The sequence below is a fragment of the Nocardiopsis alkaliphila YIM 80379 genome, assembly GCF_000341005.1.
Classification (GTDB): Bacteria; Actinomycetota; Actinomycetes; order Streptosporangiales; family Streptosporangiaceae; genus Nocardiopsis; species Nocardiopsis alkaliphila.
The window spans coordinates 72,243-87,274 of record NZ_ANBD01000124.1 but is presented as its reverse complement, the minus strand read 5'-3'; the positions used below and the strand labels follow the sequence as shown (position 1 = coordinate 87,274).

Genomic DNA, 15,032 nt, shown 5'->3' with positions numbered 1-15,032 from the left:
CCCGGCGGCCTCCCCCCAGCCGGTGCCATCGGCGTGGGCCGAGAACGCCTTGCAGCGCCCGTCCGGGGACAGGGCGCGCTGGCTGCTGAAGGACACCCACGAGGAGGTGTCGGTGTAGATCGTGCCGCCCCCGGCCAAGGCGAGCGAGGATTCACCCGCGCGCAGTGACCTGATGGCCAGGTGCAGGGCGACCAAGGAGGAGGAACAAGCGGTGTCGACGGTGATGGCGGGCCCTTCCAAGCCCAGGGTGTAGGAGACGCGTCCGGCGGCCACGGCGGGCATCGAGCCGGTCACGCGATAGCCGTCAAGACCATCGGTCGACGTCTGGACGGGCGGTCCGTAGGTCTGACCGACCACGCCCATGAACACGCCGGCGGGGGTGGAGCGCAAGGTGGCGGGATCGATCCCGGCGTGTTCGAGGCCCTCCCAGGAAGTCTCCATGATCTGCCTGTGCTGGGGGTCCATGGCGAGGGCCTCCCGGGGGTTGATCCCGAAGAAGCCCGGATCGAAGTCGCCCGCGCCGTCGAGGAAGTGGGAGTGGCGCACGTAGGTGCGACCAGCCGCCTCGGGGTCGGGGTCATAGAGGTGTTCCAGGTCCCAGTCACGGTCCGTCGGGAACTCCGCGAGGGTCTCGCGCCCTTCGGCCACCAATTCCCACAGGCCCCGTGGGGAATCGACACCACCTGGGAAGCGACAGCCCACGCCGATCACCGCGATGGGTTCCCGGTCGCGTTCCTCCAGTTCCTCGACGCGGTCACGAGCCCGACGCAGGTCGACCGCCATCTTCTTGACCAGGTCACGGAACTTGTTCTCGTTAGTCATCGCTGTGTCCACCCTCGAATTTCGTTCCTACCGGTCAGGAGATCCCGAATTCCTGGTCGATGAAGTCCAGGAGCTGGTCGTCGCTGGCCTCGTCCAGGTCGATGTCCGCCGAATCCAGGTCCCGGCCGGAGCCCTCGCTCAGAGCACCCAGCAGATCGCGTAGACGGGCACCGAGCACCTCTCGCGTGGCGCCGTCGACGTCACCGCCGCGCACCGCCCTCTCCAGGCGTTCCAGCTCCGACAGCACCGGAAGCGGAGGCGGCCCGGCCATGGCCTCGGTACGGTCCAACCGTTCGACGACGTGGCGGGCCAAGGCCCTCGGGGTGGAGTGATCCAGGACCACGGTCACGGGCAGTTCGAGACCGGTCAACTCGTTGATGCGATTGCGCAGTCGGACGGCGGCCAAGGAGGTACCGCCCGCGTCGAGGAAGCCCCGGTGGGACTCGACGGTGGTGGCGTCGGTGTGACCGAGGAGCACGGCGGTCTCCTCCCGGACCATGGCCAGGGCGGCCTCCTCACGTTCCTGGGCCGATAGGCCCGGCGGTAGTTCCCATCGCACCGGTGTCTCGGCGCCGGGGGTGTCCGGTTCCGGGGTGGAGGACACCGTCGGTGTCACGGCCGCGCCGTGAGCGGGGTTGACTCGCCAGTACCGCTGGTGTTGGAAGGCGTAGGTGGGAAGGTCCACCTCGCGGGCACCATCGCCGAACACGCTCCGCCAGTCGACCGACAGACCGCAGGCGTGCGCCTCGGCGAGCGAGGTGAGAAAGCGGTCCAGGCCGCCCTCCTGTCGGCGTAGGGTGCCCAGGACCACGGTTTCGGGCAGGTTCGCCGCCTCGGCGCACTCTTGGAGGGCGATGCTCAACACCGGATGCGGGCCGACCTCCACGAACACGTCGTGCTCGTCGACGAGCAGGTTGTGTACGACCCGACCGAACTCGACCGGATCGCTCAGGTTGCGGTACCAGTACTCGGCGTCCAGTTCACCGGCCTCGACCATCTCTCCGGTGAGGGTGGAGTACATGGGGATGTCGGGTCGACGCGCCTGAACACCGGACAGCTCGCCGGTCAGTCGGGCCCGCGACCTTTCCACGTGCGGAGTGTGCGACGCGTAGTCCACGGCGATCATCCGCGCCTGGACCCCGGCCTCCTCGTAGTCCTTTACCAGCTTGCGGACGGCTTCGGGTTCACCGGCGACGACGGTGGCCGACGGGCTGTTGACCACCGCCACGTACACCCCGTCCGCCGACTCGGCCAGGTCCGCACGCACCAGGTCGGCGGGACGACCGACGGAGGCCATCGCTCCGGTGCCGGACAGTTCGAGCACGGACCGGCTGCGCAAGGCCACGACCTTGGCGCCGTCGGTCAAGGTCAGGGCACCGGAGACGCAGGCGGCGGCGATCTCGCCCTGGGAATGGCCGACCACGGCGGCGGGGCTCAGCCCGTGGGAGATCCAGAGTCGGGCCAGTGCGACCATGACCGCCCACAGCACCGGTTGGACGACGTCGACGCGCTCCAAGGACGCGGCGCCCGGGCGTCGCCCCAGCACGTCGGTCAGCGACCAGTCCACGTACGGGGCCAAGGCCTGCTCGCACTCGGCGATGTGCGCGGCGAACTCCGGGGAGGAGCCCAGCAGCCCCTCGGCCATCCCGGGCCACTGACCGCCCTGACCGGGAAAGACCAGGACGGGCCGACGGTCGGGAGCCGCGACAGCGCGTACCACGTCCGGGTCGGGGCGGCCGGAGGCCAAGGTGTCCAGTCGGGCCAAAAGGGTGTCACGGTCCGGGGCCTGCACGACGGCGCGGTGCTCCAGCGCGGCGCGGGTGGTGGCCAGGGACCAGCCCACGTCCATCGGATCGAGGTCCGGGTGGCCGATGACGTGGTCGCGCAGCCGCGCGGCCTGTGCGGCCAACGCGGCCTCGCTGTGGGCGGAAAGCGTCCAGGGCACCGATCCGGCGATCCGAGCCGTCCCGCGGGCCCCGCCCTCGGAACCCTCCGTCCTCGCGCTCCGGGAAGCGGTGCTCTCGGCTTCGGGGGCCTGCTCCACGATCACGTGGGCGTTGGTACCGCTCAATCCGAAGGAGGAGACCGCGGCGCGACGCGGGCGGCCCGTGTCCGGCCAGGGCCGGGCCTCGTTCAGCAACCTCATCGCCCCCGAGGACCAGTCCACGTGCGGGGTGGGTTCCTCGGCGTGCAGGGTACGCGGCAGGGTTTTGTGTTCGAGCGCCAATACCAGCTTGATCATGCCGACGACCCCGGCAGCGGCCTGAGGGTGGCCGATGTTGGACTTGAGCGAGCCGAGCCACAGGGGCCGCTCCCGCCCCGTACCGTAGGCGGCCAAGAGGGCCTGCGCCTCGATGGGGTCGCCCAGCGTGGTACCGGTACCGTGTGCCTCCACCAGGTCCACGTCACCCGGCTCCAAACGGGCGTCGGCCAGTGCCTTACGGATCACCCGGGTCTGTGAGGGCCCGTTGGGCGCGGTGAGTCCGTTGGAGGCGCCATCGGAGTTGACGGCGGCTCCCCGGATGACGGCGAGGACGCGACGGCCGTTGCGCCGGGCGTCACGGAGACGTTCCAGCATCACGGCGCCCACGCCCTCGGAGAAGCCGGCCCCGTCCGCGTCAGCGCCGAAGGCCTTGCATCGTCCGTCCGGGGCCAGCCCCCGCAAGTGGGTGAACTCGGTGAGCGCTCCCGGTCCCACCATGACGGTGGTGCCGCCCGCGATGGCCAGGGAGCACTCCCCCGCGCGCAGCGCCTGCACGGCCATCTGCACGGCTACGAGGGAGGAGGAACAGGCGGTGTCCACCGTCAAGGCGGGACCGGTCGAACCCAAGGTGTAGGACACGCGCCCGGAGACCGCACTGCCGGTGGTGCCCGTCATCGCGAATCCGTCGTCGGGGGCCTGGGTGAGCGGGGGACCGTATTCCTGGGTGATGGAGCCGACGTAGACCCCGGTGTCGCTTCCGACGAGGCTGTCGGGGACGATCCCGGATCGCTCCACGGTTTCCCAGGCCACTTCCAACATCAGTCGCTGTTGGGGGTCCATCGCCTCGGCCTCCTTCGGCGAGATACCGAAGAAGGCCGGGTCGAAGGCCGAGACGTCGTCCAGGAAGTAGCCCTGGCGCATCGCCGAGCGCGGGGCGTCACCGGACTCCCCGGTCAAGGCGTCGATGTCCCAACCACGGTCCCGAGGCAACGGGCCGATCACGTCCTCGCCTCGCTCCAGCAGGTCCCAGAGGTCCTCGGGGGAGTTCACGCCACCGGGCAGTCGGCAACCCATGCCCACGACGGCGATGGGCTCGGGAAGGCGCTGGGCCTCCTCTCGCAACCTGGCGTTCTCCTTCATCGCGGATCGGAGCGCCGCCACGAGACGGTCATTGTCGTGAGACATCAGTTCTCCTGTCCACCCGGGGTCGTGGGTCCCTGGCTCTGCAACGCCAGGTCGACCAGGTCGTCGAGGTCCATCTCGTCGATCTCGTCCTGTTCGGCGCCGGCGTCGAGCGTGTCAGTGCTTTCGCCGCCGGGGTCGTCCGTCTCTTCAGTCGTCTCGACCTCCTGGGGCAGGAGGAGGTCGATGATCAGGCGCGCCATGGCGCGCGGGGTGGGATGGTCGAACACGGCGGTGGCGGGCAGGCGCAGACCCACGGCTTCACCGAGTCGGTTGCGCAACTCCACCCCGGTGAGGGAGTCCAGTCCCAGCTCGGTGAAGGGTCGGTCCGCGGTGATCCGGGTGGCCCCCTCCTCTCCGTGACCCAGCACCACGGCGGTGTGCGTACGAACCTCGGTGAGCAGCAACCGGTCGCGTTCGGCTTCGGGCAACGTTGCGAGGTGATCGGAGGAGAACACGCTCCGCCGACCGGAACCCTCCGATCCGGCACGGGTCTCGGTCGCCCCCGTGCCGCCGGTGAGCGCACGAAGCACGTGCAGGTCGGGAGCGTTCTCCAGGTCCAGCAGGGCGGGCACGAAGACCGCCCGATCCAGATACAGCGCGGTGTCCATGTGGGCCAGTGCCCGGTCGGTGGGCATCGGTAGCAAACCGCCGCGCCCCAACACCGCCAGGTCGGATCCATCCAGGTGGCCGGTCATCCCACTGCTCTCTTCCCACAGCCCCCAGGCCAGGGACGTGCCCGGCAGACCCAGGACGCGGCGATGATGAGCCAACGCGTCACAGAACACGTTGGCCGCGGCGTAGTTGGCCTGTCCCGGATTGCCCAACACCCCGGCCACCGAGGAGAACAGCACGAACGCGCCCAGGTCCAGATCAGCGGTGAGCTCGTGCAGGTTCCACGCGGCGTCGACCTTGGGCCGCAGTACTCGTTCGAGCCGTGCGTCCGTCAAGGAGGACACGGTGGCGTCGTCGAGCACACCGGCGGTGTGCACCACTCCGCGCAACGGACGGTCCAGCGAGTCCAGGAGACGGGACAGCCCCACCCGATCAGCTGCGTCACAGGACTGCACGTCGACCTCGGCGCCCAAGGCACGCAGCTCATCGGTACGTTCGTCCTGGCCCTCGGCGGCGGCACCACTGCGGCTGATCAAGGTCAGGTGACGCACCCCGTATCCGGTGACCAGGTGGCGTGCCACCCGGTGGCCGAGGGTTCCGGTACCTCCGGTGACCAGAACGGTTCCGTCCTGCGGGAAGGGCGCCGGAATGGTCAGCACCGTCTTGCCGACCGTCTCACCACGTTGCAGGGCGCGGAAGGCGGCCCCGACATCGCGGACGTCGTGGACGGTGACGGGCGAAGGCTGGAGCGCTCCCGACTCGAACAGTTCCAATACCCGTTCGAGCATCTGCCCGATCCGTTCGGGGGCCACGTCCGGCAGGCTGAATGCCTGGTATCCGCGCCCTGGGTGGATGGCGGCGACCTCCTCCTGCGAACGGATGTCGGTCTTACCCATCTCCACGAACCTGCCGCCGGGGCCTTCCCCATCTCCGGGAGAACGCAACAGCCGCAAGGAGGCGTCCACCGCCTCGCCGGTGAGCGAGTTCAGGACCACGTCCACACCTCGGCCGTCATTGGCCGCCCGTATCCTCTGTTCGAAGTCCAGCGTTCGTGAGGACGCCAGCCGATCCTCGGACAAGCCGTACTCGGACAGAACCGACCACTTGTGCGGGCTCGCGGTACCGAACACCCTCGCCCCCATGTACTGGGCGAGTTGCACGGCGGCCAGGCCCACACCACCCGCCGCCGCATGGATCAGCACACTCTCCCCCGGGCGCAACGCCGCCAGGTCGACCAACCCGTGGTAGGCGGTCGCGTAGACGACCGGGACGGCGGCCGCGTCCTCGAAACTCCATCCCTCGGGGATACGGGCGAGTCTGCGACGGTCCGCGACGGCCAAGGGGCCGAAAGCGCCATCGAACATGCCGGTGACCCGGTCACCGGGGGCCAGATCGGTGACCTGTTCCCCCGTCTCCACCACCACCCCGGCGCCTTCGATCCCCATTCCGGTTTCGTTCTCCACCAGACCCAGGCCGACAACGACGTCACGGAAGTTCACACCAGCGGCGCGCACCGCGACACGTACCTCGTGCTCGGCCAACGGTGCGGTGGCTTCCGGGGCGCTGATGTACGACACGCCCTCCAGTGATCCGGCTTTCATGGTGTCCACCCGCCAAGCGGTGGAGGGCGGCGTCACCGTCCCCTCTTCGACGGCGTGCTCCAGGCGTGGAACCAGCAGCCGCCCCCCTCGCAGTGCCACCTGAGGTTCCCCCAGGTGGACGGCGGCGGTCAGGACCCGGTGGGACTCCTCGGAGCCATCGGAGTCCACCAGGATCAGGCGGTCGGGGTGCTCACGTTGGGCGGCGCGCAGCAGTCCCCAGGCGGGTGCGGCGATCAGTCCACTGAGCGGGTCATCCGGCAGTGTGGCGACGGAACGCCAGGTGACCAGGGCCAAACGGGCGTGCGCGAACCGTTCGTCGTCCAGCCAGGTGCGGATGGCGGCCAGTACCGAGCGCAGTCCTTCACGGACGGAGTCCGGAACCGGGTCATGCTCGGCGTAGACCACGCCGGCGGGCAGTTCGGCGTAGACCACGTCCGGAACCGACTCCATCTCCGGAGTGATGTCGGCCAGCCCGACCAGGCCGGTGGGCAGATCCGGATTCGGCACCGGAAGGGGCATGTGCTCCCAACGCACCTCGTAGAGCCTGGGCTCCTCTCCGGGCGCCGGCGGCAACCCGTCCACGCCGATCGGGCGGAGCACCAACTCGTCGACGGTGACGAGCACCGAACCGTCCTCGGCGGTTCCGGTGAGTCGGAACCGATCACCGCCCAGCGGCACCAGGGAGACCCGAAGTCGGGTGACCGGCGCGCCGGCCCACTCGACGAACCGGACCCCCGACCAGGCGAAGGGCACGAGTGTGGGCGCTTTCGTTTCCCCGGTGAAAAGCAGTACCGCGTGCAGGGCGGCGTCCAAGAGCGCCGGGTGGGTGCCTTGGAAGGGCCAGGAACGTTCCTGCGTGTCCGGTATGGCGACCTCGGCCAGCAGAGCACCCTCACCACGCCACACGGACCGCAGCCCTCGAAACACGGGACCGTAGGTGTAGCCGCGCCGCGCCAATCGGGCGTAGTCCGCGTCCGGGTCGAAGTCCTCGGCCACGGCCCCCGGCGGTGGCCAAGGCACGGTCGCCGGTGCGTCCTGGCCGTCTCGGGGCTCCAACAGTCCGGAGGCGTGCCTGGTCCACCCGTCCTCGCCCCGTGCCCGAGAGTACACGGACACCGCGCGACGATCCCTTTCATCGGGGGCGGCCACGCTCACCTGTAGACGAGTGGCTCGGCCCCGGGGCAGCACCAAGGGCGCTTCCAGTGTCAGTTCGGCCACGTCGTGGGCTCCGACACGGGCCCCGGCGTGGGCGGCCAGCCCCACCAGGGCGGTCCCCGGCAGAACCGTCCGGCCCAGCAGACGATGGTCGAGCACCCAAGGCTGGTCGGTGTCGCCGATGCGGCCGGCGAACACCACTCCCCCATCGACGAGTTCGAGGCCGTCGTCCAACAGCGGCTCCGCTTCAGGGCCGGGTGCGGTGACGGCGGACGCGCCGGTCCCGACCCAGTGACGGCTCCGGTCGAAGGGGTCCTCGGAAACGGTGACCGGGGCACCCTCTTCGGCTACTCCCTCCAGGACCATGTGGGCGTTGGTACCGCTGATCCCGAAGGAGGACACGGCCGCACGACGTGGCCGCCCGGTATCGGGCCAGGCCTCCCCTTCGGTGAGCAGACGCACCCCGCTCCCCTCCCACTCGACCTCGCCGGTGGGGTCGTCGGCGTGCAGGGTACGAGGCAGGCGGCCGTGCCGCAGCGCCTCCACGGTCTTGATCACTCCGGCCACGCCGGCGGCGGCCTGGGCGTGGCCGATGTTGGACTTGAGCGACCCCAAGCGCAGCTCGGCGTCGTCATGGTCGGGGCGTTCACCCCCATAGACGCTGATCAGAGCACGTGCTTCGATGGGATCGCCGAGCCTGGTGCCGGTTCCGTGCGCTTCCACGGCGTCGATGTCGGAGGGCGACAGACCGGCGTCCGCCAGTGCCTGACGGATCACCCGTTCCTGGGCGTCCCGGTTGGGGGCGGTGAGCCCGTTGCTGGCGCCGTCGGAGTTGACGGCGCTGCCCCGGATCAGGGCCAGCACGGGGCGACCGGCGCGTCGGGCCTGGGAAAGCCGCTCCAACAGCAGCATCCCGGCGCCTTCGGCCCATGCGGTGCCGTCGGCGTCGCCACTGAAGGCCCGGCAGCGCCCGTCCGGAGACAGCCCTCGCTGAGCGGAGAACTCCAGGAACATACCGGGGCCGGCCATGACCGTGGCCCCACCGGCCAGCGCCATCTCGCATTCGCCACGTCGGACCGCACCGGCGGCCTGGTGCAGAGCCACCAACGACGCCGAGCAAGCAGTGTCGATGGTCAGGGCGGGGCCGTGCAGACCGAGCACGTAGGCGATGCGCCCGGAGGCCACGCTCAGGGTGCTACCGGTGAGCCGGTACCCGCCGTCGGTACCGCTCCCCGGGTCGCCCAGACGCGGCCCGTATTCGGTGGGCATCGCACCGACGTACACCCCGATCTGGCTCCGGCGTACCTCCTCCGGGCTGAGGCCGGCACGGGTGATGGCTTCCCAGGAGGTCTCCAGCAGCAGACGTTGCTGGGGGTCCATCGCCTCGGCCTCACGTGGGCTGATACCGAAGAAGTCGGCGTCGAACAGGTCGGCGTCGTACAGGAACCCCCCACGCCGTGTGTAGGTGCGCCCCGGAGTGCCGGGCTCGGGGTCGTAGATGCCTTCCAGGTCCCAGCCCCGGTTGTCGGGGAAGGGGCCGGTGGCGTCGACGCCCTCGTCGACCAGACGCCATAGCTGTTCGGGGCTACGTACCCCGCCTGGTAGGCGACAGGCCATCGCGGTGATGGCGACCGGATCGTCCTCGACCGGTGCGGGGTGGGTCGCCATGGCCCTGGTCGCGGACGCGGTGGTGGCTCGGGTGGCGTCGGCGGCCGAGGATGGGCGGGACGTCCGAACCGGTGCACGCTCCAGTTCGTCGACCAGGAAGTCCACCAGCCGTTCGGGGTCGGGGTGGTCGTAGAGCAGGGTGGAGGCCAGTTTCAGACCGGTGTCCTCGGACAGTCGGTTGCGCAGCTCCACCGCCAACACCGAATCGAAACCCATGTCGCGGAAGGCGACGCCTGGCCACCCCTGGTCCGGTTCGTCGACGCCGAGCAGCCTCGTGGCGTGCTCACCGACCAGGGTGAGGAGGTCTTCGTGATCCCACACGGGGGCGGTGCCCGCGGCCCCCTCGTCGGGCTCCCTCTCCGTTGCTCCGGCACCCGGGCCCCTGATCGCCCCCACTTCGACGGCGGACGTGTCCGGCCACAGCCGGGTGCGCTGGAACGGATAGGTGGGCAAGTCGATCACTCGCGCCCCGGTTCCTTCGAACAACCGACCCCAGTCGACGTCGACCCCGGCGGTGAAGGCGCGGGCGATACCGGTGAGGAACTGTTGGGCGTCGCCCTCGTGCCGGCGCAGGGTCTCCAAGACCCGACCCTCGATCCCGGCGTTCTCCAGGATCTGCTCGATCCCGAAGACCAACACCGGGTGCGGACCGACCTCGATGAAGGTGTCGTGTCCCCGCTCGACCAACTCCCCCACGGCCTGGGCGAATCGCACCCGGTTACGCAGGTTGGAGTACCAGTAGTCACCATCCAGCGAGGTGCGCGCGGTGTCGAGTTCATCGCCGGTGAGCGTGGAGAAGAAGGGGACGCGCGCCTGGCGGGGCCGAAGCCCGTCCAGGTGGTCCAGTACCCGGTCACGGATGCGTTCCACGTGCGTCGAGTGCGAGGCGTAGTCGACGTCCACCAAGGCCGCCCGTCGACCGCGTTCCTCCGCCTCGTGGACGGCCTCGCGCACTGACCGAGGAGCACCCGAGAGGACCACGGACCCGGGCCCGTTCACCACGGCCACGTGCAGGTCGTCGTGGCGTGCCGCCAGTCCCTCCGCCGCGGACTCGCTCATCCCGAAGGAGGCCATCGCCCCCGTGCCGGCCAAGCCGCGTAGAGCGCGACTGCGCAGCGTCACCACCCGGGCCCCGTCCTCCAGGGATAGCGCGCCGGCCACACAGGCCGCCGCGATCTCACCCTGCGAATGGCCGACCACCGCTGCGGGCTCCACTCCCAGGTCCGACCACACCCCGGCCAAGGAGACCATCAGCGCCCACAGCACCGGCTGAACCACGTCCACGCGCGCTCCCGGACCCACCGGGGTCGGGGCCTGGGCGTCACCGCGCAGTACCTGGGTCAGCGACCAGTCCACGTAGGGCTCCAGCGCCCGCTCACACCGGCGTAGTCGCGCCGTGAACATGCGGGACAGTACGTCCTGACCGTCCAGCAGGTCACGAGCCATTCCGGCCCATTGACCGCCCTGCCCGGGGAAGACCAGGACCGGGCCGAGTCGTGCACGGTCGGTGTTGGGCACCACGGACGGGCGCACCGACTCCAGATCGTGGGCGGCACTCTCCCCAGAGGCCAAGATCACCGCGCGGTGTTCGAAGACGGTGCGGGTGGTGGCCAGGGAGACACCCACGTCCTCAGGACGCACCCCGGGGCGTGCGGACACGAACCGGTGCAGCGCCGACGCCTGCTCTCGCAACGCCTGCTCGGAGCGCGCCGAGAGCACCCAGGGCACGGGATCGAGATGCCCGTCGCCACCCGGGACGCCATCGGAGGTCCGGGGTGGCGGCCCCAGCACCAGGTGACAGTTGGTACCGCCCATCCCAAAGGACGAAACCCCCGCGAACGGTGTCTGCGCGGGCCAGGGCTCACGGGTGACCTGTGGGGCCAGACGGAGCCCGTCCATGTCGATGGCGGGGTTGGGGCGTTCGTAGTTGAGGCTGGGCGGCAACTGGCCGTGGGACAGGCTCAGCACCACCTTGAGCAGACCGACGATGCCCGCCGCGCCTTCCAGGTGACCGATATTGGTCTTGACCGACCCCACACGCAGCGGATCGTTACGGGTGTCGGCGAACACCGAACCGAGCGCCGCCGCCTCCACCGGATCGCCGGCCCGAGTCCCGGTGCCGTGCAACTCCACGTACCCCACGCGCGCCGGGTCCACTCCGGCGTGGGCGTGGGCGGCTCGTAGTACGGCCGCCTGTCCCGCGACCTCGGGCCGGGAGAGGGCTCGAGTCCGTCCGGAGTTGTTCACGGCGCCGCCACGCAGCACCGCGTGCACTCGGTCGCCGTCGGCCAGGGCCCGATCCAGCGACTTCAGAACCAGTACGGCCCCACCTTCACCTCGGACGTAGCCGTTGGCCCGTTCGTCGAAGGTGTAGCAGCGCGCATCCGCGGACAGTCCACCGAACCGATCGACACTGTCGGTGCTCTCCGGTACGAGGATGAGGTTCACACCGCCCGCCAAGGCCAGGTCGGACTCGCCCCTGCGTAGGCTTTCAGCGGCCATGTGCACGCTGACCAGGGATGAGGACTGTCCGGCGTCGATCGTCAGGCTGGGCCCGCTCAACCCGAGGGCGTAGGAGACCCGGTTGGCGATCATGCCGCGTTGGGTCCCGGCCAGGCTGTGGTGGTTCATGCCGACGTTCCCGGAGCCTTGGCGCAGAAGCGCGTAGTCGTCGGCGATGGCACCGGTGAACACCCCCGTACGGGTGTCGCGCAGCGAGTCGGGGGCGCGGCGGGAGTTCTCCACGGCCTCCCAGCTCAGTTCGAGCATGAGGCGTTGTTGCGGATCCATCGCCAACGCCTCGTCCTCTGATATCCCGAAGAAGGCGGCGTCGAAGTGTTCGGCCCGGTCCAGGTAGCCACCCCAACGTTCGTCCCGCGCGCCGGAGGACCCCCCCAGCCGTTCGGGGGGTGCACCGATCGCCTCACGGCCCTCGCACAGCAGACGCCAGAACGCATCGGGTGTGGCCGCACCGGGAAGCCGGCAGGACAAGCCCACCACGGCCACCAACTCGTCGGGCCTCGGGGGTGCTTGTGTGCCCGTCACCATCGTCGCCTCCGCTGCTCGCTTCCGCGCACCCCTGGGCGCCGCCCGGCCCACGCGCCCGGTCGAAGGCAGGCGGGGCGATCTTCCAGTGCAAATGCACGGCCCAAATGACTTCTTCGCAGGTCAGAAAGGAATTACTGGGTCGTTTGTATCCGACTCGCACACGGCCCGGAGGTTACACCGGGGGCCTTGGCGGTCGAAGCGGGGGGAGGGGTTTCCGGATCCCGGGAACACGGATATCACCCACCGCCAAGAACGGTTTTGGTCAGCAAACGCCTGGATCGTATCCGCCACTCACGACACATGACAACAAAATACATGTTTTCGGACATTGATTTCCTCCTTTCAGGACACTGTCGCAAGCGGCCCGAAACCAGGCGGAAAAGAAGACGAGCCCCCAGCGGTTACGCCAGGGGCTCGATGTGCTAGAGGGGCGCGGGTTCAGTCTCCGTTGCGGGCGCGAACCTCGGCCAGGTAAGCGGCGGAGAGCTCCGGATCCAGGAGCCATTTCTGGTAGTCCGGCGGGTAGTCCCATCCCTGAATCCACCGATCACCGATCTCCGGGTATTTCTGCGCGTGACCAACGACATCGTAGAAATAGGCCGGCAGATCTCCGGCGTCCCACAGTGACGAGCACAACTCCGCCCAGTGTTGATTGTGCAGTCCGAACTCCCAGAACCGGTCGAAGGTGTTGACCAGGAACTCTTCATCGAAGGGGCGGTCTCCATGGGCCATAATGGCGTCCATATAGGCCAGAGCACACCGGGTCGAGTTGTTCCAGCTCTGGAGCACGTAGGGGTCCATCGTGACCACCACGTCGGCCATTCCCAGCACACGCCCGCCCGAAGGGAGAACCCCCACCGGGTTGCGCACCTGCGGAGTCAACTCCTCGATCAGGGTGCTGTTGCCATCGATCAGTTGGGCGTCACGCATACGCTCATAGGTCAAGGGATCGTACTGGCGGAGCAGATCCTTCATCCGCCTCAACTGCTCTTCGGGCCCCGGGCGATCCGGCCAGGCGTCCATGGGGCCACCGTGCTTGTCCACCAACAATAGACTGTGGCAAGGGCCCTCCTTTGAGAGGACGGGAAAGAGCGCGATGGTGCCTGCGGCGGCCGTGCTCGACCCCCATCCCACGTTCTCGTCCTCACCATCAGGCGGCCACACGTCCCGGACATAGGCTTGGGAGATCGCACGCTTTCGAGCGCCGCTGAAACGACTGGTGTCGTAGTCGAACAACTGGCCGAGCTCCCCCGTACCAACGGCGACCACGATGAGATCGAACATTCGCGAGAAGTAGTCCAGGTCGGTCACCGTGACACCATGGATGACCACCTTGCCGCCCCGGTCCTCGAAGAACTCCAGCCAGTCGGCCATCTTCACCCGCCGGTCGACGGAGACGACGTAGTCGTTGTTGTGGCCGGTACGTCCCTTGACCTTCATGGGCCCACCCGATTCCGGGTGTAGGAACAGAATCTGCTCCCGGATCTGGGGAGACAGAGCGCTCCACAGATCCAGGTTCTGAGCCCGTTCATGCTCAAGGGCGGTGGGAAAGGTGTATTGGCTGATCGACGGTCGCCCCGTACGGATCTCCAATGAGGACTGTCCCGTGATCACCGTGACGTCGTAGCCATGGGTCAAAAGCCCGTGGGCCAGGTGCAGGCCGGCGTGACCGGCGCCGACGATAAGGATCTTGCGCATGTGTCGCTTACTTTCCTGGGGAATCTACGGGTCGGAGGAGCTCGGACGTCCGGGACCTCCCCACCCGTCAGGCGACGGGCTCGCTCGCCTGGTTGTGCTTGAGGGCATACCGCAACAACGACTTGAGCACTTCGCCGCCGGACATCCGATGGCGGGCGTCGAAGTCGATGATCGGCACTTCCGGGCTGATCTCCAGAGCTTCTCGGACCTGCTCGGCGGTGTAGTCGAGGCGCCCCTCGAACTTGTTGAGCGCCACGATGTAGGGGATGCGCTTGTTCGTCTCGAAGTAGTCGACGGCGTCGAAGGAATCGGCGAGCCTTCGGCAGTCGACCACCACGACGGCACCGACGGCGCCACGAACGAGATCGTCCCACATGAACCAGAACCGTGCCTGGCCCGGTGTGCCGAACATGTACATGACCAGTTCGTCGTCGATGGTGATGCGTCCGAAGTCCATCGCGACGGTGGTGGTCGTCTTGTCGGGGGTGACCGAGGTGTCGTCGTGTCCGACGCTGGCCTCGGTCATGATCGCTTCAGTCGTGACCGGTGGAATCTCCGACACCGAGCGCACCAAGGTCGTCTTGCCGGCACCGAAGCCACCGGCGATGACGATCTTGCTCGACATCTTCTTACGATTCGACCTGCTGTCACTGGAAAAGTCGTTCGAGACCACGAAGAGCCCTTTCCAGAACCTGGTTTTCGGATGGACTGCTGCCGGTGATGGTCGGGTGGATGTACACCAGGTCCTGTTCCGCCAGGTCACTGATCAGGACCTGGGTGACACCCAAGGGGATGTTCAGCTCGGCCGAGACCTCGGCGAGAGACCGTGTCTCCCGGCACAGCTTGTAGATATTGGTCGACTCCGGCATAAGTGTGCCAGGGGGTTCCTGCCCTGGCTCGGACGTCGAGACCAGGGTCTGCACCATCAGCGGATGCCGTGACCGCGTGCGTCCACCCGTGAAGGTGAACGGGCGAACACGATTACTCCTTCGCCTTCGAAAGCTCATAGCCGAGGCAACCTCATTCCTACCGAACCGTCA

The 15,032-nt window shown here is 68.6% G+C and carries 6 protein-coding genes; all 6 read right to left on the bottom strand.

What is annotated here, in order from left to right; all coding sequences use genetic code 11:
• Window positions 1–822: beta-ketoacyl synthase N-terminal-like domain-containing protein (locus D472_RS0117655; RefSeq protein WP_017605799.1), on the bottom strand; the 822-nt coding region annotated here is incomplete at its 3' end.
• 34 nt (window positions 823–856) lie between these two features.
• Window positions 857–4,210 carry a type I polyketide synthase gene (locus D472_RS0117650; protein WP_017605798.1) on the bottom strand — a complete coding sequence of 1,118 codons (3,354 nt, stop codon included), beginning with the start codon at window positions 4,208–4,210 and terminating at the stop codon, window positions 857–859.
• On the bottom strand, window positions 4,210–12,294 hold the full coding sequence (locus tag D472_RS0117645; protein ID WP_017605797.1) for a type I polyketide synthase: 8,085 nt from the start codon (window positions 12,292–12,294) through the stop codon (window positions 4,210–4,212). The genes D472_RS0117650 and D472_RS0117645 overlap by 1 nt, the downstream gene beginning before the upstream one ends.
• 438 nt (window positions 12,295–12,732) lie before the next feature.
• A complete protein-coding gene (locus tag D472_RS0117640) occupies window positions 12,733–13,992 on the bottom strand; it encodes a styrene monooxygenase/indole monooxygenase family protein (RefSeq protein WP_017605796.1) in 1,260 nt (419 codons plus the stop codon).
• Between the two features lie 67 nt (window positions 13,993–14,059).
• Complete coding sequence (locus tag D472_RS0117635; RefSeq protein ID WP_017605795.1) at window positions 14,060–14,617, bottom strand: GTP-binding protein; 558 nt, start codon at window positions 14,615–14,617, stop codon at window positions 14,060–14,062.
• 22 nt (window positions 14,618–14,639) lie between these two features.
• Window positions 14,640–14,999, bottom strand: a complete 360-nt coding sequence (locus tag D472_RS0117630; protein ID WP_083903516.1) for a DUF742 domain-containing protein — start codon at window positions 14,997–14,999, stop codon at window positions 14,640–14,642.
• Window positions 15,000–15,032: the final 33 nt, after the last annotated feature.

Coding starts and splice junctions, on each gene's coding strand:
- D472_RS0117630 (WP_083903516.1), bottom strand. CDS start 14,999: ATGAGCTTTCGAAGGCGAAGGAGTAATCGTGTTCGCCCGTTCACCTTC.
- D472_RS0117635 (WP_017605795.1), bottom strand. CDS start 14,617: ATGTCGAGCAAGATCGTCATCGCCGGTGGCTTCGGTGCCGGCAAGACG.
- D472_RS0117640 (WP_017605796.1), bottom strand. CDS start 13,992: ATGCGCAAGATCCTTATCGTCGGCGCCGGTCACGCCGGCCTGCACCTG.
- D472_RS0117650 (WP_017605798.1), bottom strand. CDS start 4,210: ATGTCTCACGACAATGACCGTCTCGTGGCGGCGCTCCGATCCGCGATG.
- D472_RS0117645 (WP_017605797.1), bottom strand. CDS start 12,294: ATGGTGACGGGCACACAAGCACCCCCGAGGCCCGACGAGTTGGTGGCC.